The sequence below is a fragment of the Burkholderia sp. LK4 genome, from assembly GCF_001043615.1.
GTDB lineage: Bacteria > Pseudomonadota > Gammaproteobacteria > Burkholderiales > Burkholderiaceae > Burkholderia > Burkholderia cepacia.
Genome location: NZ_LDUL01000076.1, coordinates 46005 through 65929 on the forward strand (window position 1 = coordinate 46005; position 19925 = coordinate 65929).

21 protein-coding genes and 1 pseudogene are annotated in these 19925 nt (G+C 67.5%); 4 read left to right on the plus strand and 18 right to left on the minus strand.

The window, feature by feature from the left end; translation table 11 throughout:
• Positions 1–52: 52 nt before the first annotated feature.
• From VK92_RS32525 to VK92_RS32550, 6 genes are all read right to left on the minus strand, one after another.
• The gene (locus tag VK92_RS32525) at positions 53–274 is read right to left on the minus strand and encodes a helix-turn-helix domain-containing protein (RefSeq protein ID WP_021156738.1); all 222 of its coding nucleotides are present in this window, start codon (positions 272–274) and stop codon (positions 53–55) included.
• Positions 271–1221 (minus strand): serine O-acetyltransferase EpsC, encoded by a 951-nt coding sequence (gene epsC / locus VK92_RS32530; RefSeq protein WP_048021668.1) that lies wholly within the window; start codon positions 1219–1221, stop codon positions 271–273. Before epsC ends, VK92_RS32525 begins: the two co-directional genes overlap by 4 nt.
• 28 nt (positions 1222–1249) lie before the next feature.
• Positions 1250–1720, minus strand: coding sequence for a rhodanese-like domain-containing protein (locus tag VK92_RS32535; protein WP_021156736.1), 471 nt, complete (start codon positions 1718–1720; stop codon positions 1250–1252).
• A 372-nt stretch (positions 1721–2092) separates the two neighbouring features.
• Positions 2093–3493 carry an amidase family protein gene (locus VK92_RS32540; RefSeq protein WP_048021666.1) on the minus strand — a complete coding sequence of 467 codons (1401 nt, stop codon included), beginning with the start codon at positions 3491–3493 and terminating at the stop codon, positions 2093–2095.
• A 76-nt stretch (positions 3494–3569) separates the two neighbouring features.
• Entirely contained in the window at positions 3570–4361 is a 792-nt protein-coding gene (locus VK92_RS32545) for an alpha/beta fold hydrolase (RefSeq protein ID WP_048021664.1), read from the minus strand.
• An 88-nt stretch (positions 4362–4449) separates the two neighbouring features.
• Entirely contained in the window at positions 4450–4776 is a 327-nt protein-coding gene (locus tag VK92_RS32550; RefSeq protein ID WP_048021663.1) for a DUF4148 domain-containing protein, read from the minus strand.
• Positions 4777–5112: 336 nt separating this feature from the next.
• Here VK92_RS32550 and VK92_RS32555 point away from each other — a divergent pair.
• A pseudogene (locus tag VK92_RS32555) lies at positions 5113–5292 on the plus strand (virulence factor); the annotation flags it as partial.
• A gap of 235 nt (positions 5293–5527) precedes the next feature.
• On the opposite strand, the gene VK92_RS32560 reads toward VK92_RS32555, so the two are convergent.
• Together VK92_RS32560 and VK92_RS32565 are read right to left on the minus strand one after the other, a co-directional pair.
• Positions 5528–6073, minus strand: coding sequence for a cytochrome P460 family protein (locus VK92_RS32560; protein WP_048021659.1), 546 nt, complete (start codon positions 6071–6073; stop codon positions 5528–5530).
• A complete protein-coding gene (locus VK92_RS32565) occupies positions 6073–7116 on the minus strand; it encodes an alpha/beta fold hydrolase (RefSeq protein WP_048021657.1) in 1044 nt (347 codons plus the stop codon). Before VK92_RS32565 ends, VK92_RS32560 begins: the two co-directional genes overlap by 1 nt.
• A gap of 339 nt (positions 7117–7455) precedes the next feature.
• Between VK92_RS32565 and VK92_RS32570 the strand changes: the two genes are divergently transcribed.
• A complete protein-coding gene (locus VK92_RS32570) occupies positions 7456–7860 on the plus strand; it encodes a hypothetical protein (RefSeq protein ID WP_053077909.1) in 405 nt (134 codons plus the stop codon).
• A gap of 120 nt (positions 7861–7980) precedes the next feature.
• Here VK92_RS32570 and VK92_RS32575 read toward each other — a convergent pair whose 3' ends face one another.
• From VK92_RS32575 to VK92_RS32605, 7 genes are all read right to left on the minus strand, one after another.
• The gene (locus VK92_RS32575; protein WP_021156724.1) at positions 7981–8235 is read right to left on the minus strand and encodes a hypothetical protein; all 255 of its coding nucleotides are present in this window, start codon (positions 8233–8235) and stop codon (positions 7981–7983) included.
• Between the two features lie 24 nt (positions 8236–8259).
• Positions 8260–9438, minus strand: coding sequence for an acetate/propionate family kinase (locus tag VK92_RS32580; RefSeq protein WP_048021656.1), 1179 nt, complete (start codon positions 9436–9438; stop codon positions 8260–8262).
• Positions 9439–9442: 4 nt separating this feature from the next.
• Positions 9443–10381 (minus strand): phosphate acetyltransferase, encoded by a 939-nt coding sequence (locus VK92_RS32585; RefSeq protein ID WP_048021654.1) that lies wholly within the window; start codon positions 10379–10381, stop codon positions 9443–9445.
• 19 nt (positions 10382–10400) lie between these two features.
• On the minus strand, positions 10401–12749 hold the full coding sequence (locus VK92_RS32590; RefSeq protein ID WP_048021653.1) for a DUF3141 domain-containing protein: 2349 nt from the start codon (positions 12747–12749) through the stop codon (positions 10401–10403).
• A gap of 61 nt (positions 12750–12810) precedes the next feature.
• Entirely contained in the window at positions 12811–13620 is an 810-nt protein-coding gene (fabI, locus tag VK92_RS32595) for an enoyl-ACP reductase FabI (protein WP_419761807.1), read from the minus strand.
• Between the two features lie 411 nt (positions 13621–14031).
• Positions 14032–15309 carry an epoxide hydrolase family protein gene (locus tag VK92_RS32600; RefSeq protein ID WP_021156719.1) on the minus strand — a complete coding sequence of 426 codons (1278 nt, stop codon included), beginning with the start codon at positions 15307–15309 and terminating at the stop codon, positions 14032–14034.
• Positions 15310–15512: 203 nt separating this feature from the next.
• Positions 15513–16217: an SDR family oxidoreductase gene (locus VK92_RS32605; protein WP_027790713.1), complete on the minus strand. Its 705-nt coding sequence runs from the start codon at positions 16215–16217 to the stop codon at positions 15513–15515.
• A gap of 134 nt (positions 16218–16351) precedes the next feature.
• On the opposite strand from VK92_RS32605, the gene gcvA reads away from it, so the two are divergent.
• Together gcvA and VK92_RS32615 are read left to right on the plus strand one after the other, a co-directional pair.
• The gene (gene gcvA, locus VK92_RS32610; protein ID WP_048021651.1) at positions 16352–17293 is read left to right on the plus strand and encodes a transcriptional regulator GcvA; all 942 of its coding nucleotides are present in this window, start codon (positions 16352–16354) and stop codon (positions 17291–17293) included.
• A gap of 26 nt (positions 17294–17319) precedes the next feature.
• Entirely contained in the window at positions 17320–17601 is a 282-nt protein-coding gene (locus VK92_RS32615; RefSeq protein WP_048021649.1) for a hypothetical protein, read from the plus strand.
• A gap of 10 nt (positions 17602–17611) precedes the next feature.
• Here the strand turns inward: VK92_RS32615 and VK92_RS32620 are convergent, their stop codons facing one another.
• The 3 genes from VK92_RS32620 to VK92_RS32630 form a co-directional block, all read right to left on the minus strand.
• A complete protein-coding gene (locus tag VK92_RS32620) occupies positions 17612–18208 on the minus strand; it encodes a pyridoxamine 5'-phosphate oxidase family protein (protein WP_048021739.1) in 597 nt (198 codons plus the stop codon).
• Positions 18209–18303: 95 nt separating this feature from the next.
• Positions 18304–18495 carry a hypothetical protein gene (locus VK92_RS32625; protein WP_048021647.1) on the minus strand — a complete coding sequence of 64 codons (192 nt, stop codon included), beginning with the start codon at positions 18493–18495 and terminating at the stop codon, positions 18304–18306.
• Between the two features lie 12 nt (positions 18496–18507).
• Positions 18508–19707, minus strand: a complete 1200-nt coding sequence (locus VK92_RS32630; RefSeq protein ID WP_048021645.1) for an aminotransferase-like domain-containing protein — start codon at positions 19705–19707, stop codon at positions 18508–18510.
• Positions 19708–19925 lie beyond the last annotated feature (218 nt).

The window sequence follows — 19925 nt, forward strand, 5'->3', positions numbered from 1 at the left end:
GCTATAGCCGTCATGCCGCGTGCGACCGAAAGGGAAAGGTGACGAGGCGGTCTCAGGTGACGAACGTGCCCGGCAGCAGCGTCGAGATCGATACGTCGAACGCGCGCGCGATCTTGTCGGCCGTGACGATCGACGCGATCGCCTCGCCGCGCTCGATCTCGCCGACATACGAACGGTTCAGCCCCGCATGCTCGGCCAGCTGTTCCTGCGACCACGTGCGCGCTTCGCGCAGCCTGCGCACGTTGGCGCCGAAGTGATGGATGAGGTCGCTCATCGCGCCTCCCAGGCGACACGCGCCGCAGCGCGCGGCGCGGCGTTCGCTTCGCTGCGCAGCACCGCCTGCGTGACGTTCTCGCCGGCCGCCACGTCCTGCGTGAGCCACACGTTGCCGCCGATCACCGCGCCGCGCCCGATCGTCACGCGGCCGAGGATCGTGGCGCCCGCGTAGATCACCACGTCGTCCTCGACGATCGGATGCCGTGCGAGCCCTTTCTCGAGATGGCCGGCCGCGTCGCGCGGAAAGCGTTTCGCCCCGAGCGTGACGGCCTGGTACACGCGCACGCGCTCACCGATGATCGCCGTCTCGCCGATCACGACGCCGGTGCCGTGGTCGATGAAGAAGCCCGCGCCGATGCGCGCGCCCGGATGGATGTCGATGCCGGTCTCCGCATGCGCCTGTTCGGCGATGATCCGCGCGAGCAGCGGCAGGCCGAGCCCGTACAGCTCGTGCGCGAGCCGGTGATGGATCATCGCGAGGATGCCCGGGTAACACAGCAGCACCTCGTCGACGCTGCCGGCCGCCGGATCGCCGTGGAACGCGGCCAGCACGTCGCTGTCGAGCAGCCGGCGGATCTCGGGCAGGCGCGTGGCGAACGCCTGCACGGCCGTCGACGCGACTTCGTCGACATGATCGACCGGCCCGTCGGCATTGCGCTGCCGCGCCGCGTAGCGCAATTCCAGCTTGACCTGCGTGAGCAGCGCGTTCAGCGCCGCGTCGAGTGCATGGGCCACGTGGAAGTTCTCGCTCTCCTGGCGCAGCTCGGGCGGCCCGAGCCGCATCGGGAACAGCACGCCCTTCAGCGCGCCGACGATCTGCGCGAGCGCTTCGCGCGCCGGCAGGTCGCGCCCGCCCGGTTCGAGCGAGCGCCGCTGCTTCTCGCGCCATGCGCGGCGTACGGTCTGCAGCGATTGAACGATGTCGTCGATGTCGAATGCGGCCATGCTGCGTTCTCCCTGTCTCGGCCGTGAATCAGTCCTGTGCCCACGGCAGGCCGCGAAAGCGCCAGCCGTTGCTGCCGCCGCGATGCTGCCGTTCGTCGAGGTCGCCCTCGAACCCTTCGAGCACGTTGAATACCTGCGTGAAGCCGCCCTTCGTCGCGGCCTCGGCCGCCTGCGCCGAGCGGTTGCCGCTCCGGCACAACAGCAGCACGACGGCCGCCTTGCCCGTCTTCGCTTCCAGTTCGCGCACGAAGCGCGGGTTGCGCGTCAGGCTCGTGCCGGTCGCCCACGGCACGTGCAGCGACTCCGGCACGTGGCCGACGAATTTCCGTTCCTCGGCGGTGCGCACATCCACCAGCAGCGCATCGCCGGACGAGAACAGCGCCCACGCGACTTCCGGCGCGACACCGCCCGCATAGGGCGTGCCGGCCGCCGCAGCGGCCGCGCGCGCGTCTTCGAGCGCCTGCTGCGCGGCAGTTCGTTCTTCCAGTTCAACCGTCATGACACTTCCTTGTTTTCGCGGATTCGTATGAACAAAAACACCGGGAATGCGGCCGTTGCAGCTTGCGTGCTGTCTATAGCCGTCAGCGCCACTATGCGAGGGCGGCCGGGGAAGCTGAACCAATAAAAATTCATTTCCTAATCAGCGTTGCGGGGAATGCAATAGCAGACGCGCGCTATCGCCGCGGGCTCGCGGGTGAGCAGGACAGGCGCAACGGTGGCCGTTCGATGTCGCGCATCGAAGGCATTCGAAAGGAATCGCGGGAGACGATCAACGCGGCGGGTGGCGCGTTGCGATGAAATCCGGCTGCCGGCACGCGTCTGCACGATGCCTGACGGGCATCGCCGACGCATTCGCTTGTGCGTCTGCCGGTTACTGTACCGGGTCGACCGGCGCAACCGGCACGCCGCGCGCTTCGATGTCGCGCCCGGCGAGCAGGCACAGATCCTCGCGATGGTGCGCGGCGACCACCTGCACGCCGACCGGCACGCCATTCTCGAGCGACGTCGTCACGGCAAGCCCCGGCAGCCCCATCGCCGGCAGCGCGCGCAACGTGAGCTGCGCCTCCCACACGCGATCGAATCCGTCCTGCCCCTGCCGGTCGAGATCGTCCGGGAACGGCAGCTCCGACGATACCGGCAGCAACACGACCGCATATTCATCGAGAAACAGCCGCCACTGCCGTGTCAGCGTCGTACGCCGGACGAGCGCGCGGCCGATCACGTCGGCCGGCAGGTCGCGCACCTTGCCGCGCACGGCCTCGACCACCGCCGCCGCGCCCGGATCGCCATCGCCGGCAACCGCGTTCGCCAGTGCATCGAAACCGTCGCCGAGCCAGAGCTGCTCCTGCAGCAGTGCGGCCTCGCGCATCGGTGGCGTGTCGTCGATCTCGTCGACGGTCCAGCCCGCATCGACCAGCCGTCGCGCGGCATCGCGCAACGCGGCCTCGACTTCGGGCACGACCTGCAGGCCGCCCGGCCGCACGCATAGCGCCGCGCGCTTCGGCACCTCGCGCCCGTCGAACGGCACCGCCACGTGCCACGGGTCGCGTGGGTCGGGCGCGGCGACCGCACGCAGCGCGAGCGCGAGATCGTCGATCGTGCGTGCGATCGGGCCGGCCGTCGACATCAACTGCGCACCGATCGCCCGCTCGGGCGACGACGCGTTGAACGCCGGCACGCGCCCGAGCGACGGCCGGATTCCGTGCACGCCGCATGCGTAGGCGGGGTAACGCACCGAGCCGCCGATGTCGGTGCCGACGGCAAGCGGGCCGATTCCCGCGGCCACGGCCGCCGCCGCGCCGCCGCTCGATCCGCCCGGCGTCAGCGACGGATGACGCGGATTGCGCGTGTGGCCGTGCACGAGATTCGACGTGAACCAGCGCAGCGCGAACGTCGGCGAATTGGTGCGGCCGAGCAGGATCGCGCCGGCTTTTCTGAGGTTGCCGACCACCGGGCTGTCGGCATGCGCGATCAGGTTCTCCTGCAGGCGCGTGCCGTTGGTCGTCGCGAAACCCGCCTGGTCGACGTTGATCTTCACGGTGACGGGCACGCCCGAGAGCGGCCCCGGATCGTCGCCGCGCGCGATCGCGCGATCGACTTCGTCGGCCTGACGCCGCACGTCGTCGGGCCGGTGTTCGATCACCGCGTTGATCGCCGGATTCACCGCGTCGAGACGATCGAGCACGGCGTCCGCGACTTCGCGCGCGGACACGTCACGATGCCGGACGCGTTTCGCGAGTTCGGTTGCCGGCAGTTGCCACAGTTGCGTCATGACTCCTCCTCGTGAAAAGACATCTCCGTCACTCGCGCCACCGCGCTTGCCTGCGAAAGCGCGGCGCCGCGTTCACTCACTGCGTTTCCTGCTTCGCCCGTTCCGCCGCCGCGATGATCGCGTCGGCCACGGCCTTCGGCTGGCTCAGCAACGACACGTGGCTGCCGTTCACGCGCGCGACCGTCGCGCCGATCCGCTTCGCCATCGTTTCCTGCAGCTTCGGATCGATCATCCGGTCCTGCGTCGCGACGACGAACGTCGACGGCTTCACATGCCACGCGGCCTGCGTGACCTTCTCCGAAATGCACCCGCCGTACCACGGCCCCTGGGTCGCCGCGACGATGCGCTGCTGTGCGGGCGACAGGTCCGGCGCGAAATCCTGCGCGATCGCCTTGTCCGACAACGTGGCGAAGCCGCCCGCATCCTTGCGCAGTTCGCCAGCCCATGCGGGTGCCGGCAGCCCCTGCGTGACGTCCGCGATCGACTGGCCGTTGTCGGGTGCGAACGCGGCGACGTACACGAGCGACTTCACCTTGTCGTCGTTGCCAGCGTCGCTGATCACGACGCCGGCCCACGAATGGCCGACCAGCACGACCGGTCCCTTCTGTTCGTCGATCGCGCGCTTCGTCGCGGCTGCATCGTCGGCGAGCGAGCTCAGCGGATTCTGCACCGACACCACATGCAGCCCGCGCGCCTCGAGCAGCGGAATCACGCGGTTCCAGCTCGACCCGTCGGCGAATGCGCCGTGCACGAGCACGACGTTCGTGCCCTTCAGGTCGTCCTTCTGCGCAGCCTGCGCCGCGACCGCACCGAACAGTCCGCCGATCACCGCGGCGGACACCAGAACGCGCTTCATCAAACCGGCCATCGTCTTGCTCCTTGCTCTGTTGTGTTGTGTTGTCTGAACGTGCCGCGGTGGCGGCTGCGCCTGCGCACGAGGCAGGCGCGGCACCGGATCACGAATGCGCGTACAGGTCGTCGTATGCGTTGTGCGCGGAATGCGCTTGCGCCGCGTCGCGATGGCCGGCACGCGTCGATGCGTCGGCCACGTTGTCGCCTTGCGACTTCGACGGGCCGTTCTGGTCGGAACGCGCGACCTGCAGCGCGGCGGCGACGTCTTCCGGGTAATGCGGTTCGCTACGCGCCGGGTTGTAGCCGGCCTGTTCCAGGCGGACGAGTTCGGCGCGCACGTCGGCACGCGTGAGGCCGTGGTCGGTATCGGCAAACGACAGGGCGGGGACGGCGGCGAGGACGGCAACGGCGAGGATGCGAGCGGCTTTCATGAGGGTTCTCCTTGAAGGAAGTAGGTCGGTCGATCATTCGGCATCCGATCCAGATCGTCTGGCATCGAACGTTTCCTGCATGTCGACAGTAGAACCCGCCCACGTATCCGGCATGTTTCTGAAGCAGGGTTTCAGTGCAATCCGATGTTTCCGGAGCAGCGCTGGATACAGTGCGATACAAACTCGTCGAATTCGCCATGCAGGTCCGGACGATAACGACTCAATCACCGGCCGATCAGGACACGGCGCCGCGCACAAGTGCGTCACCCGGCGGCCTCGGCGGATGACGAACCTGACCATCTCGACGGATTGAAAAACCGCTCGCTTCTGCCGCGCGTCGCCGGCACGACCGACCCGGAGCATCCCGTCGCGGTCGTCGTCAGGCCACCGTCGACGCTCACGCCGATCGATCCGGACAAGGACTGGTTCCGCGCGCGTGGCGGGAACAATGCGTACCTGCCGTGGTGGGGACGCCGGCACGACACCAATTACGGAATGCAGGGCTATTCGTGGTGACGCAGACGGCTCGGAGGCGCGATCCGTGCGACCAGGATCGCGTCGCCGAGTCATTCACGGGAATGGACGCAATACGGGAATCGGCCACGCAGGCGACGCGCCTACGGCGGCCGGGTCGAATCCGGAGCCGGCACGAGCGGGGTTATGGGGCGAGCAGTCGCACACCATTCGCCACCGATGACGGGACGTTAATGAGCCGCGAGCATCCCGGCGACTCACCTTGCTCACACCGCCGTCACGGCGCCAGCCGCGTGAACACGTAATCGTGATTCTTCACCCGCGCCTGATGGCACGCAAAGCACGTCTGGTGCTGGCCGATATCGGCCGGCACGCCGTTGATGAACCGCCCGAACCCCCAGCCGCCCGTCGACGCATAGCGGCGCGAGTCCTTCACCATCACCTGCACGGTCGTCGCCTGTCCGGGCACCGTCGCCGGCGCGAACTCGTCGGACTGCTTGCGCTTGTACGCGAGCTTCACCAGGATCGTGCCGTCCGGAAACGGCAGTGTCGCCTGTTCGAGCGCACGGATCGCGACGGGATTGCCGAGTACGACACGCAGTTCATCGAGCGGCGCGGCTTCTTCGGCCGGGGCGACCATTTCCCACTTCCGGTAGCCGGGCGGGATCGTCACGCCGTAAATCGGCGACGCGGCGGCAGCAGCCGGCTTCGGCTGCTCCGCGAACGCGGCCGTGCTGCTCGCCGACCACGCGCCGGCCAGCAGCACGCCCGCGACGAACCCGCGGCGTACGCCGCGCCGCACGCGACCCATGCGCGCCCGCATCACAGGTGCTCCACTTGCAGGATCGCATCCGCGAACGCCTGCGGCGCTTCCTGCGGCAGGTTGTGGCCGATGCCGCCGGTGATCGTGCGGTGCTGGTACTTGCCGGTGAACTTCTTCGCGTACGCGGCCGGTTCCGGATGCGGCGCGCCGTTCGCATCGCCTTCCATCGTGATCGTCGGCACCGTAATCGCAGGGCCTGCCGCAAGGCGCCGCTCGAGGTCGTCGTATTGCGCCTCGCCCTTCGCGAGCCCGAGACGCCAGCGATAGTTGTGGATCACGACGGCCACGTGATCGGGGTTCTGGAACGACGCGGCCGTGCGCGCGTAGGTTTCGTCGGAGAACTGCCATTTCGGCGATGCGAGCTGCCAGATCAGCTTGTTGAACGCATCGCGGTTCGCCGCGTAGCCCAGCGCGCCACGCTCGGTCGTGAAGTAGAACTGATACCACCACTGGAATTCGGCCTGCGGCGGCAGCGGCTTGCGGTTCGCCTCCTGGCTGCCGATCAGGTAGCCGCTCACCGACACCAGCGCCTTCACGCGCTGCGGCCACAGCGCCGCGATGATGTCGGCCGTGCGCGCGCCCCAGTCGTAACCGCCGAACACCGCCCGGTCGATCTTCAGCGCATCCATCAGCGCAACGATGTCGACGGCCGTCACGGCCTGCTGGCCGTTGCGCACCGTGTCGGCCGAGCGGAACGTCGTCGACCCGTAGCCGCGCAGGTAAGGCACGATCACGCGGTAGCCGGCCGCGACGAGCAGCGGCGCGACTTCCGCATAGCTGTAGATGTCGTACGGCCAGCCGTGCAGCAGGAACACGACCGGGCCGTTCTTCGGCCCGAGGTCCGCATACCCGACGTTGAGCACGCCCGCGTCGATCTGGTGGATCGTGCCCAGTGACGCGACGCCGGCCGCGCGCTTCGCAGGCGCTGCATCGGGTGCCGACTGCGCGTGCGCCAGGGCGCTGAAGCCGAGGTCGGCAAGGCTGAGGCTCGCCAGCGTCGTACCCAGGATCAGGCGGCGGCGGGTGTTCACGGTTTCGGGCATGACTCGTTCTCCAGTGTCGATCGCTAAGGAAGGTGACCGCGGCACGTGCGGGCACTCGGGAATCTGCATTCTCGGCAGCGGCGCATGGCATCGCGCCGCCGTGTGAATCGCTTCACCGGTTTTATACCCGAGCCCTGGCGAGGCTTTGTATCCCAACGTATCTGTCGGCGAACACGACACACGACGATTCAAAAATCGGGCGGGAAATGCGGGTTCGCAGGGACCACGTGCCACGCGCCGGGCTGCCCCGCCGATGGCATGGCCACGCACCGCCTCTCGCTTCGGCGCCGAAACGCGGCGATACTACGCCGCTTGCCGTGACAACCCGCCCGATTGCAGGTGACCGAATTGACCGATGCCGACCAACAAGACGCTCCCGTGCGACAGGCGGGCACGAACGGGCCGCCGCTCTGGCTCGCGACCATCCTGACCGCGTTCGGGCTTGCGGCGCTTCTGCTCGCGTGGTTCTCCGGATACGCCACCGCCTACTGCGACACCCTTGGCGGTGCCGTGGTCTGGGTCGTGTTTTTCACGGCGGCTTTCGTTTTTGCCGCCTTCCGGGACAACCGGAACATCTTGCCGGTCGGGCTGGTTGCGTGCATCGCCCTCGCCGCGGTCGTCCGGCGGCTTCCGCATTTCAAGGTAACGTGGCGTCGATTCTTGATCGTGCTGCCTTGTGTCTATGCCGCGATGATGCTTCTCACGTGGCTGAGGGACGTACACGGCACGTGCCGGATCATCTGACGGCGACGCCGCCCCGAGACATCGCGGAGGCATGACACCGCCCCACTCCGCCGATGAACACCGGCCGCATGCCGGCCGGCGCGCATTCATCGCTCGAACCACGCCGCCGCACGCAGCCGTTCAGTCCTTCCGGTCCGGCAGGATATGCGCGCGAATCGAGCGGCCCCGCCACGAGATGTGATCGATCCGGGCGCGCAGCGAGTAAAGCGCGACCGACGACAGCGTGTTGAACCGGAGCAGCGCGATGGGGGTGCCGATCCCGGCCGGCACGCGCTCGATCGCATCGAACTGCGGGAATCCATGCCGCGCCAGGAACGCGCCGACCTCGTCGTCGCGCGCGTGTTCTTCGACATTGACCAGCAGTAGTTCAGCCATGAGGATTCCTTGCTCGTTCGCCCGTCACCGGATCAGCCGGTGCGTATGGCGCGCGATCATCAGTTCTTCGTCGGTCGGGATCACCCACGCCGACACGCGGCTCGATGCCGTCGTGATCAGCGGCCCGCCCGTGCCGTTCGCGTCGACATCGATCTCGACGCCGAGCCACGCCGCACGGCGCAACACCCCCTCGCGAATCGCCGCCGCGTGCTCGCCGATCCCCGCCGTGAACACGACGGCGTCGATTCCCTCCATCGCGGCCGCGAGCGAACCGAGTTCGCGCGCGATGCGGTAGACGTACAGCTCGATGGCGAAGCGCGCGTGCGGGTCGTCGCTCGCGAGCAGGGTGCGCATGTCGCTCGACAGGCCGGACACGCCGAGCAACCCGGAACGCCGATAGAGCAGATCCTCGACGGCGCGCACGTCCATCCGGAGTGCTTCCATCAGGAAGATCACGACGCCGGGATCGAGGTTGCCGCAACGCGTGCCCATCGGCAGCCCGTCGAGCGCCGTGAACCCCATCGTGCTCGCGACGCTCTTGCCTGCCACGAGCGCGCACATGCTCGCGCCGTTGCCGAGATGGGCGACGACCGTGCGCCCGCGCGCTGCCGCCGGCGCGACGTCGGGCAGCACGCTCGCGATGTACTCGTACGAGAGCCCGTGGAAACCGTAACGGCGCACGCCCCGGCTGGTGATCGACGCGGGCAGCGCGAACGCCTGGGTCACCGCAGGCTGCGTGCAGTGGAACGCCGTGTCGAAGCAGGCCACCTGCTCGACGCCGGGCCGCATCGTTTCGAGGATACGAATCGGCGTCAGGTTGTGCGGCTGATGCAACGGCGCGAGCGGGGTGAGTTTCTCCAGCTCGGCCACGATCTCGGGCGTGACGCGCACCGGGCCGCTGAAGCGTTGTCCGCCGTGCACGACGCGATGGCCCACCGCCGCGAGACGGTGCCCTTCCTGATGCGCGCCCAGGAACGCGGCGATCTGCTCGAGCCCTTCCTGATGGCCGAACGTATCGCCGCCGGCCCATTGCCGCTCGTGACGCTCCGCGTGGCGGTCGACGGCGCTGAAGTGCGCCGTGGCCGTGTACAGGCCCTCGACCTGGCCATGCACGATCAGGCCGAGCGTGTCGCCGTGCACGTCGAATGCGGAAAACTTGATGCTCGACGAGCCGGCATTCAACACCAGAATCACGTCTGCCATGGCGTCACCCCGCGCGCCGGGCCGCTTCGCGCTGCACGTTCGCGACGAGCATCGCGACCGCGCAGGAAGCCAGCCGGGTGATCAACGAATCGGCACGACTCGTCAGGATGACGGGTACGCGCGCGCCGAGCACGATGCCCGCCGCGTCTGCGCCGGCCAGGAACGACAGGCTCTTGGCAAGCATGTTGCCCGCTTCGAGGTTCGGCACCATCAGCACGTTCGCGTGCCCGGCCACCGGCGAATCGATCTGCTTGATGCGCGCGGCTTCGGGATCGATCGCGTTGTCGAGCGCCAGCGGGCCGTCGACGAGTGCGCCGGTAATCTGCCGCCGATCCACCATCTTGCACAGCGCAGCGGCTTCGAGCGTCGACGGCACTTTCGGGTTGACCGTCTCCATGGCCGAGAGGATCGCCACACGAACCTGCGGAAAATCCAGCGCATGCGCGAGATCGATCGCGTTCTGCAGGATGTCGACCTTTTCCTCGAGCGTCGGCGCGATATTGATCGCCGCGTCGGTCACGATCAGCGGGTCGGCGTGCGCGGGCACGTCCATCACGAAGCAATGGCTGATGCGCCGGCCCGTGCGCAACCCGGAATCGTGCCGCACCACTTCGGCCATGAGTTCGTCGGTGTGAAGGCTGCCCTTCATCAGCGCGGACGCGCGGCCGTCGCGTACGAGCCGCACCGCCGCCGCTGCCGACGCCTCGCTGTACGGCGCATCGACGATCTCGTGATCGCCGACCGGCAGCTGCAACTCCGCGGCGGTCGCTTCGATACGCGCACGCGGGCCGACCAGGATCGGCGCGATCAGCCCCTTGCGCGCCGCCTCCAGCGCGCCCTCGAGCGAGCTTCGATCGCACGGATGCGCGACGGCCGTCGGCATCGGCGCAAGCGCCTGGCAGTGTTCGATGAGGCGGCGATATTTCTCGTGTCGGGTTTCCATTGCGGTTCCTCGCTGTCCGTCACTGCACGCGTTCGAGTGTCGCCAGCGGCCCCCTGGCCGGCAGCGTGGCAGGCGGCGCGCCCAGTACCGCGCGAATGCGTTGCAACGCCGCCCACTGTTGCTCGCTCACCGACGCGCTTTGCACGCGCGCATCGCCCAGCAGCTTGTCCAGCAGCGTCAGCAGCCGCTGGCGGTCATCCGGCCGGGCAAGCAGCACCGGCAGCGTGGCGACGGCCTGTTGGGGCGCGTAAGTCGCGATGATCTCCTGCTCGCCATAGATGCGCCGCCACTGGTCGGGCGGCAGGTTCGGCAGGTATTCGGCATAGGTTTCGGCAAGCTCGCGCTCGGCCGCAAGCTGCGCCAGCGGAAACGGTTCGCCGTTGCGCTCGAGCAGGAACGCCGCCCGCGCAACCGCTTCGGTGTAGCCGCCACGGTCGATCGACGCGAGCGCCGCCTTCACGAACGGCAGGTCGCGGGGGTCCGCCGCCGCCGGCGCAGCCGCGTGACGGTCGCGATACTGCTCCCCGAAATGAAGCAAGGCCGGCTGGGTGTACAGCGTGAAGAACAGCGACTCGATGCTTGCATCGCGCATCGCGCGGAAACAGTCGAGCGACGCGCTGACGATATCCGAGCCACGCTGTTCGAGCTTGCGCCATGGCTCGATGTCGTCGGCCGGCTGGCGGTGGGCCCTGACCGTGTCGGCGGCGGGCTTCAGCCAGCGAAGCCAGGGATTCAGGTCCGAAAACGCCCAGCGCTGGAAGCGCAGCGGATGAAAGTCGCGCAACAGGTGCGCGGTGGTCTCGTTCGATGCCTGCTGCACGTATGGCTGCATGAACAGTTCATACGCGCGCTGCGTGAATTCGGACAACGCGGCGACGGCCTCGAACGCTTGTTCGTCCTTGCGCCCGAAGCGGTTGAAGTATTGCGCGATCTCTTCCAGACGGTGCTCGGCGAAGGTGACGTCGTACGTGACCTTCCCGTCGGCGCTCTTCACTTCCTCGATCGACATCGCATAAAGGCCGGGCGGCAGCGTTTCGACGGCATCCAGCACGCTGACGATCTGCGCGTGCTCCTTCTTCGCGACCTTGCCGGACACGAAGATGCCGAGATGCCCCACGTCCTCTTCCACCAACCCGATGATGACCTGCCCGCGCGCCTTGATCTCCTCCGTGCTGCCGTAGATGTCCGCGACCCAGTTGAACGCCTGCTGCGGCGGCGTGATGTTGTCGCCCATCGACGCGAACAGGATGATCGGCGAGCGGATCTCGCGCAGGTCGAACGCCTTGCCCGATCCGTCTTTCACTTCGCCGGACCAGAGCTTGTTGCCGATGAACAGGTTGCGCGTGATCCATTCGATCTCGTCGCGGTTCATCAGGTAGTAGCCGCCCCACCAGCGCTCGAACTCGAGGAAGCGCGGCGGCTCGGTGTCGATGTGGTCGTACACGTGGTAATACTTGTCCCACAACGTGTTCGCCGGGTTCAGGTTCTCGAAGTTCTGCACGAGATAGGCGCCGTCGAACTTGCCGTTGCCCAGGTCCGACGCAAACGACGCGAGCCACGTGCCGCCGAGTATGCCGCCGGCATAGCGCATCGGATTGTCGCCGGGCCCCTCGCTCCACGCGCCGCTCCAGTACGACATCGGGGCGCCGTTGATGACGATCGGGCCCGTGTCGTCCGCCGACGAACTCGCGAGCATCATCGCGGCCCAGCCGCCCTGGCAGTTGCCGACGATGGCCGGCTTGAGGCTGTCCGGATGCAGTTCCCGCACTTTCCGGACGAACGCCTGTTCCGCGGCACACACGTCGAGCAACGTCTGGCCGGGCTCGGGCTCCTGGAAGAACACGACGAAATACACGGGATGCCCCGCGCGCAACGCCACGCCGACTTGCGAATCGTCCTTGAAGCCGCCGATACCGGGGCCGTGCCCCGCGCGCGGATCGATGATCAGGTAGGGCCGCTTGCACGCGTCGACGATCACGCCATCCGGCGGCTGGATGTGAACGAGCGCGTAATTGACGGGCCGTGCGAACTGCCGGCCGTCGAGCACGACGTCGTAGTCGAAATGCAGCACCGGCTTGAGCCCCTCGGCCATGCGCTCGACATATTGCGTGCCGCGCTCGCGCAGCGTGTCCCAGAACAGCAGCGCGCGCTGTGCGGCGTCAACCGCGTAATGCCACGCGCCCAGCGGCGAGAATGGCATGGCAAACGGATCGGCGCCCGGCGCCCGGCCGGGGCCGTCGCTGCCGTCGAACGCTTCGCCCAACCGTTTCCCGTACTGTTCCAGCGCGTGCTGCGTGCGCTTTTGCAGGACGTGGACAATCTCCGTGGCGATCTCATGACTGCGCGCCAGTTGCGTGGCAGCATCCATAACACTGTTCTCCAGAGGGGCAAGGTGAATCTCGACGCATTCCGGGAGCGGCTGCCTCGCGTCAGCCGAGCACGTGCATCCCCGCGTCGATGTAGTGAATACCGCCGGTCATCGCGCGTGCGGCATCGCTGGCGAGAAAGGTGCACAGCGCACCGACGTCGTCGATGTCGAGCGGACGGCGCAATGGCGCACGCCGGGCGGTGTCGTCAAGCAGATGATCGAAGTTCGGCAGCCCGGAGGCCGCCCGCGTGGCCAGTGCACCGGGCGACACCGCATGCACGCGAATGCCGGCCGGCCCCAGCTCGACAGCGAGGTATCGGACGGTGGCCTCCAGCGCCGCCTTGACCGGGCCCATCACGCCGTACTCCGCGATGACCTGGTCGGCTCCGATATAGGTCATCGCCATCAGGCTTCCACCGGACGTCATCAACGGCTCGGCCAGTTTCGCCATCCTGATGAACGAGTGGCAGGAGGTGTCCATCGCGAGTGCGAACCCTTCCGGCGAACTGTCGACGACGCGCCCGTGCAGATCGGCCCGGGGCGCATAGGCAACGGCATGCAACAGAAAATCGAGGCCGCCCCACTGTTCGCCGATCGTGTCGAACACCTCGCGCATCTGGTCGGCCCGGCTCACGTCGAGCGGCATCGCAATCGCCGGCTTCAGCTGGTCCAGCAGCGGCTCGATGTACGGCAACGCCCGGTCGGATTGCCAGGTCACCGCCAGTTCGGCACCCGCCGCGCGAAATGCGCGCGCACATCCCCACGCGATGCTCTGCTCGTTCGCCAAGCCGACGACGATACCTCTTCGACCTTCAAGCGGGCGCATGCCGTCGCAAGCCATGCGTGACTCGCGCACGTCGTTATTCGTCATCGCGAAACCTCGGGTCGTATTTTTTCACCGGGTGAAACCGTGAAAAAGCCGATTCGGCTTTTTACCGCGTGCCAATAAACAGGATGATTTGTCCGCACTCAGGTGCAGTCGCGGATCATTGTATTGAGGGTTTCAATACATCAGTCAATTCACGCGACATATTTTGATTTTTATCAAAATCGCTTTTTAATCAAATAATTACGATGGAATGTTTCTTCCAGAACGGGTTTTGTTCATCGATATGTCATTCAATCGTGAACAGAAACGCCGTGCTGTTTCTGCCGTAAAACGGTCGCTTAAACAGGTAACGCCGGCAGCAATAACGACGCTACGGTGAATTCAGGAACGTGCACGACGGAAGCAAACGCCGGCCGCATCCGCGCCGGCCCGCGTTCGCCCGTCCTCCCTCGCTTACACGCGCCGCAACGGCCGGAACCCGGCGCGCACTTCACGCGCGAACAACTCCGGTTCCTCCCATGCCGCGAAATGCCCGCCCTTGTCGACTTCGTTGAAGTAGATCAGGTTGTGATAGCTGCGCTCGGCCCAGCTGCGCGGCGCCTGGTAGATCTCGCCCGGAAACACCGTGATCGCGGCCGGCAACGCGATATCCACCGCATTGAAGTTGTTCGAGTGATCCTCCCAGTAGATCTGCGCGGCGGACGTCGCGGTGTTCGTCAGCCAGTACAGCGAGATGTCGTCGAGAATCTCGTCGCGCGGAATCGAACGCTCGGGCACGCCGCCGCTATAAGTCCACTGCGAAATCTTGTCGTACATCCACGCTGCCTGCCCGGACGGCGAATCGGCGAGTGCATAGCCGACCGTCTGCGGGCGCGTGACCATCATCGCCGAGTACCCGCAGTTGTCGCGATAGAACGTCGCGAGCTTCTCGTACGCGGCCTTCTCCTTCGGCGACAGCGACGCCGGCGCGGGTGCATCGGTCGCGAGCAGCGTCGCGATATCCGGCGGCACCGTCGCCGGCATGTTCACGTGAATCCCGGCCAGGCCCTGCACGCGCTGCATCGCCATCCGGTGCGAGATCACCGAGCCGCAGTCGCCGCCCTGCGACACGAAGCGCGTATAACCGAGCCGCGCCATCAGCTCGCCCCACGCGCGCGCGATGTGGTCGGAACCCCAGCCGGTCTGCGTCGGCCGGCCCGAGAAGCCGAAACCCGGCAACGACGGCACGACGACATGGAACGCATCGTCGGCGCTCGCGCCGTGCGCGGTCGGGTCGGTCAGCGGGCCGATCGCCTTCAGCAGCTCGAAGATCGAACCCGGCCAGCCGTGCGTCATGATCATCGGCATCGCGTTCTCGTGCCGCGAGCGCACGTGGATGAAATGAATGTCGAGCCCGTCGATTTCCGTGATGAACATCGGGAAACCGTTCAGGCGCGCCTCGCCCTTGCGCCAGTCGTAATCGGTGCCCCAGTAGCGCAGCAGCGCCTGCATGCGCGCCAGCCGCACCCCCTGCGATTCGTCGGCGACGGTCTCGCGGCCCGGCCAGCGTGTTGCCGCGATGCGGCGGCGCAGGTCGGCGACGGCTTCGTCGGGAATGTGCGCGGTGAACGGGCGTATGCCGCTCGCGCCGGTCGCGGCATGCAGCGCCGTGGGCAGCATCGCGGAGACCCCTGCGGCCACGGACGTGGCAAGCAGGTGGCGACGCATCGGGGAAAACGGTGTGGAAGACATCGTTCGGCATCTCCTTTCGTGAAGTGGAAAGTGAACATGCCGCGCGCGGGGCCGCGCCTTCGCTTTCAATCCGGCGCGCCCGGCTCACGCGGCGTCGCCCATTTGAAAGGTCTGATGTATCCCGGATTTGTCTGGTTTGTACGCGTTTGTAGCGACTGCGCGGCGAGCGGCCCGGCCGCTGCGGCCGCTCGCCCGCGCGACGTTCACAGCGCCTTGACGATCGCGCCGTCGACGCGAATGTTCTGCCCGGTGATGTAACCCGCGCCATCGGACAGCAGGAACGCGACCGTCTTCGCGATCTCGCCGGTCTTGCCGAAGCGGCCGGCCGGGATGCGTGCGACGATCTCCGGCGTTTCCGGCCAGCTGTCGATGAAGCCCGGCAGCACCGCGTTCATCCGGATGTGCTCGGCCGCGTAACGTTCCGCGTAAAGACGCGTCCATGCGCTCAGCGCCGCGCGCAGTGCCGACGAAACGGGCATCGGCTGCTCCGGCGCGTCCGCCGCGAAGCTCGAGATGTTGACCACCGCGCCGCCGCCCTGCTTCTGGAACACCGGCGTCACACGGCGCATCACGCGCACCACGTTCAGCAGGATCAGGTCGAGCCCGGCATGCCAGTTGTCGTCGGTGATCGCCAGCAGCTCGCCCTTCGGCGGATGCCCGGTGTTGTTCACGACCGCATCGATGCGGCCGTAGCGCGCGAGCGTTTCCTGCACCAGCCGGTCGATGTCGGCTTCTTCCGTCACCGAACCCTGGATGCCGAATCCGCCCAGTTCCTCGCCGAGCGCCACCGCGCTGCCCGACGGCGACATCAGCGCGACGCGATAACCCGTCGCCGCCAGTTCGCGCGCGATCGCCGCGCCCATGCCCTTGCCCGCCGCCGTGATCAACGCCACTTTTTCTACAGTCACGATCTGCTCCTCGTTCGAATCCTGCCGCCGCGCAACCGCCGTTCGGTGCGCCATGGTGGTAATGTAGGCGCATCGATACCGACTGTCGAACCAGTATTTCTGCCTCCAGCCGATAGTTTTTCTACAGCCTGACGATGCCGCCTCGCCCCTCCCGCCTGCCGCCGCTGAATGCGCTCCGCGCGTTCGAAGTGTCCGCGCGGCACCTCAATTTCCGCGCCGCCGCCGACGAGATCGGCGTCACGCAGGGCGCCGTCGCGCAGCAGGTTCGCCACCTCGAGGACGTGCTCGGCCTGAAGCTGTTCGAACGCCTGCCGCGCGGCCTCGCGCTGACGCACGACGGCGCCGCGTATTTCTCCGACGTGCAGCGCGCGCTGCACGCGATCGCCGACGCGACCGACAAGCTCGTGAAGCGGCGCGCCGCGCTGACCATCAGCACGACGCCGTCGTTCGCGTCGAAGTGGCTGATTCCGCGGCTCGCGCAGTTCACCGACGCACACCCCGACTACGACGTGCGCGTGATCGCCGACCCGCAGATCGCGACGTTCCGCCATGACGGCGTCGATCTCGCGATCCGTTACGGCAAGCCGCCGTTCGGCAAGCATCTCGCCACGCATGCGCTGTTCCCGCTCGACGTGTGTGCCGTGTGCAGCCCCGCGCTGCTGGCCGCGCCGGCGTCGCCGCGCGCGCTTGCAAGCCACGTGCTGCTGCACGACGCGCACGACCTGTGGCCCGAGTTCCTCGCCGCGATGCCGGAGCCCGTCGACCTCGATCCGCACAAGGGGCTGCGCTTCAACCAGACGTCGCTCGCGATCGATGCGGCCGTCGCCGGCCAGGGCATCGCGCTCGCCACCGATCCGCTCGTCGAGCGCGACATCGCCGCCGGCCGCCTGTGCAAGCCTTTCGATTTCGCGTTTCCGCTGTCGATGGGGTTTTATCTCGTGTATCCGGCCGAGCGGCGCGATGACGACGCCATCGTCGTGATGCGCGAATGGATGACCGCGCAGGCGGCATCGGACGGGCGGCCGCCCGATTCACCCGACTCGGCGGGCAGCCGCGGCGCGAGAAAGCGCGCTTAGAGCGATATGCCGCGAGGAGACACTCGATGGAATGGGAAGAACGATACGGCGGCATCTGGACGGGCGTGCTGATGCCCGGCGAGCAACCCGTTGCCGAAACGCACGTCGCCGATCGGCATCTGGTCACGCTGATTGCGCAACGGCCCGATGGCCTGTATCGGGCCGTCGTCCTGGGGCATCACCCCGATCCGCAGTGGCGTCTGCCGTTCTGGGGAGAAGTCGTCGCGCCCGCGATCGTCGGGTCGATCGACGACGGGGAGCAGTACCTCGCCGCGGCATTGGCCCGTCACGTCGAAAGCGGCGCGTGAGCAGTCCGGCTCAGGGCGCGATCCACCGCCCTTCGTAGCCGCCTTCGTGCAGGTCGAACACCGCGCGGCGATGGCCGGCGCGCGCGAGTTCGAGCCAGTCGATGCGCGTCACGCTCACGTGAAGCAGGCAGAAGTTCTCGTAACCGTCGTCGTCGGGATTGACGCGCGGGCTCGCCGACACATGCGCGGCTTCGGGCGACTCGACCGGCGTGCCCGGCGGCAACGGTGCGCGATACAGCAGCAGCGTATGCGGGCGGCTCGATTGCCAGATCGCGCGGCGTTGCGCTTCGTCGTCGCTGACCGAAGCAACGCCCTCCACGCGAATCTGCACGAGCGCATCGAGATCGCTGGCGACGAGCGCGATGCGCGGATCGCGGCGCAGCTCCGCGACCTTCTCCGAACGCGCATCGGTATGAAACGACAGCACACGATCGGCACGGTTCACCTGACGCAACACGATCGTGCGTACCTTCGGCGCGCCGTCGATACCGAGCGTCGCGGCCTGCAGCATCGTGAACGGCGAACGCTGCGCGCTCACGCCGGATGCGAGGCAGGACCAGAGGCGCTCGTATGTGTGCGCGAGCGATTCGGAAGTTGAGTCGGACATGGCGAAGCGGCGATCGTGCGTGTTGCGATCGCGCAAGCTTAACCGCTTGCGGCGGCGCCGGCACGCGTGCAACGCGCCAGCCGCCGCCGCGCGGCTCAGTTGTAGCCGAGCACGACCGATGCCGCATCGCCGATGTCGTCCGCCGGCTGTGCGCCGAAGCGGCCGAGCACGTCGGCCACATACTGCGGCCCTGCGCTGATCTGCGACGAGCGGTGCGCGACGGGCCGGTTATCGCCCGCGCGCGGTGCCGCGCCCATCGGTACGGTGTCGTTGACGGTGATGTTCACGTTGCTGTCTCCTCACGCGGCGAGCGCCGCTCGATACGCGCGCACGAGGCGCGCGACGCCTTCCCGGATCGCATCGACGTCCGGCGCGGCGAACGACAGGCGCAGCGATGCCGCGTCGACGTTGTCCGCGAAGAATGCCTTGCCCGGCACGAACACGACCTTGTTCGCGATCGCCTGTTGCAGCAGCACGTCCGACGACACCGCGCCGATCCGCGCCCACACGAACATCCCGCCTTCGGGACGATGAAACTCGATCGCATCGCCGAGGCCGTCGCGCAATGCGTCGCACATCGCAGCGCATTTGCGCTGGTAAGCGGCCGTGATGCGCGGCAGATGGCGTTCGAGCGCGCCGTCGGCCAGATACTCGGCGGCGGTCGCCTGCGTCCACGGCGTGCTGCACAGGTCGACCGTCTGCTTCGCGATCACGCAGCGGCGCGCGATCTCGGCCGGCGCGATCGTCCAGCCCACGCGCAGCCCCGGCGCGACGATCTTCGACAGGCTCGCGAAATGCACGATCCAGTCGCGTGCGCCGTCCACTTCGTCGGCCAGCGCAAGCATCGACGGCACGGCTTCGCCCGCGAAACGCAGGTCGCCGTACGGATCGTCCTCGACGATCAGGAAGCGGTATTGCACCGCGAGACGCAGCAGCTTCAGCCGTCGTTCGCGCGTGAGCGTCGCGCCCGTCGGGTTCGCGAAGGTCGGGACCGTGTAGAGCAGCTTCGGCTGCGCGATCGCGCCGGAGGAAAGCTGTTCGCCGAGACGATCGACGTCGAGCCCCGCGCCGTCGACCGGAATCGTCACGATGCGCGCCTGCTGCAGACGCATCGCCTGCAGCGTCGCCGGATAGGCCGGCTGCTCGGTCAGCACAACGTCGCCGGGCGACACCATCACGCGCAGCAACAGGTCGAGCCCCTGCTGCGAACCGGTCGTGACGAGCAGCTCCGCCGCCGTGCACGCCACACCGCGGCGCGCCATCAACGCGATCAGCTGCTGCTTCAGTTCGGCGAGGCCATCGGTCGGGCCGTATTGCAGGCAGCGCACCGGCTGCGCATACGCGCGCCCGGCGGCCGCGTTCAGGCCGTCGACGTCGAACAGGTCGCTGGCCGGATAACCGCCCGCGAAGGAAATCATGCCCGGTTCGGACAGGTACTTGAACAGTTCGCGGATCGGCGAGCCGGCGGGATTCTGGAATGAGGGAGTGAACGCGTACATGTCGTCGTGAGCTGGATGGCGCGGACGGCCGGGATAGCCGCCAGGTACCGGCCACCGCTGCGCTTCTGGCGCCACGGCGGCGAAATCGAGCCACGATTGTCGATAGTCATTAAGGCCGCGGCAAACGATATCTATGCACTAGGTCTTGCGGTTTGGTCATCAAATGGGGTGTGGCGCGGGAGCAGCAAATGGACGATCGGCCGCGTACGCCGGGTGCG

What these genes read in the sequence shown, in the direction of transcription:
- VK92_RS32540 (WP_048021666.1), bottom strand. Translation starts at nt 3,493, where the DNA reads ATGACGCAACTGTGGCAACTGCCGGCAACCGAACTCGCGAAACGCGTC.
- fabI (WP_419761807.1), bottom strand. Translation starts at nt 13,620, where the DNA reads ATGACGAATAACGACGTGCGCGAGTCACGCATGGCTTGCGACGGCATG.
- epsC (WP_048021668.1), bottom strand. Translation starts at nt 1,221, where the DNA reads ATGGCCGCATTCGACATCGACGACATCGTTCAATCGCTGCAGACCGTA.
- VK92_RS32550 (WP_048021663.1), bottom strand. Translation starts at nt 4,776, where the DNA reads ATGAAAGCCGCTCGCATCCTCGCCGTTGCCGTCCTCGCCGCCGTCCCC.
- VK92_RS32525 (WP_021156738.1), bottom strand. Translation starts at nt 274, where the DNA reads ATGAGCGACCTCATCCATCACTTCGGCGCCAACGTGCGCAGGCTGCGC.
- VK92_RS32585 (WP_048021654.1), bottom strand. Translation starts at nt 10,381, where the DNA reads ATGGAAACCCGACACGAGAAATATCGCCGCCTCATCGAACACTGCCAG.
- VK92_RS32575 (WP_021156724.1), bottom strand. Translation starts at nt 8,235, where the DNA reads ATGGCTGAACTACTGCTGGTCAATGTCGAAGAACACGCGCGCGACGAC.
- VK92_RS32615 (WP_048021649.1), top strand. Translation starts at nt 17,320, where the DNA reads ATGGAATGGGAAGAACGATACGGCGGCATCTGGACGGGCGTGCTGATG.
- VK92_RS32560 (WP_048021659.1), bottom strand. Translation starts at nt 6,073, where the DNA reads ATGCGGGCGCGCATGGGTCGCGTGCGGCGCGGCGTACGCCGCGGGTTC.
- VK92_RS32600 (WP_021156719.1), bottom strand. Translation starts at nt 15,309, where the DNA reads ATGTCTTCCACACCGTTTTCCCCGATGCGTCGCCACCTGCTTGCCACG.
- VK92_RS32565 (WP_048021657.1), bottom strand. Translation starts at nt 7,116, where the DNA reads ATGCCCGAAACCGTGAACACCCGCCGCCGCCTGATCCTGGGTACGACG.
- gcvA (WP_048021651.1), top strand. Translation starts at nt 16,352, where the DNA reads ATGCCGCCTCGCCCCTCCCGCCTGCCGCCGCTGAATGCGCTCCGCGCG.
- VK92_RS32630 (WP_048021645.1), bottom strand. Translation starts at nt 19,707, where the DNA reads ATGTACGCGTTCACTCCCTCATTCCAGAATCCCGCCGGCTCGCCGATC.
- VK92_RS32590 (WP_048021653.1), bottom strand. Translation starts at nt 12,749, where the DNA reads ATGGATGCTGCCACGCAACTGGCGCGCAGTCATGAGATCGCCACGGAG.
- VK92_RS32535 (WP_021156736.1), bottom strand. Translation starts at nt 1,720, where the DNA reads ATGACGGTTGAACTGGAAGAACGAACTGCCGCGCAGCAGGCGCTCGAA.
- VK92_RS32620 (WP_048021739.1), bottom strand. Translation starts at nt 18,208, where the DNA reads ATGTCCGACTCAACTTCCGAATCGCTCGCGCACACATACGAGCGCCTC.
- VK92_RS32545 (WP_048021664.1), bottom strand. Translation starts at nt 4,361, where the DNA reads ATGGCCGGTTTGATGAAGCGCGTTCTGGTGTCCGCCGCGGTGATCGGC.
- VK92_RS32580 (WP_048021656.1), bottom strand. Translation starts at nt 9,438, where the DNA reads ATGGCAGACGTGATTCTGGTGTTGAATGCCGGCTCGTCGAGCATCAAG.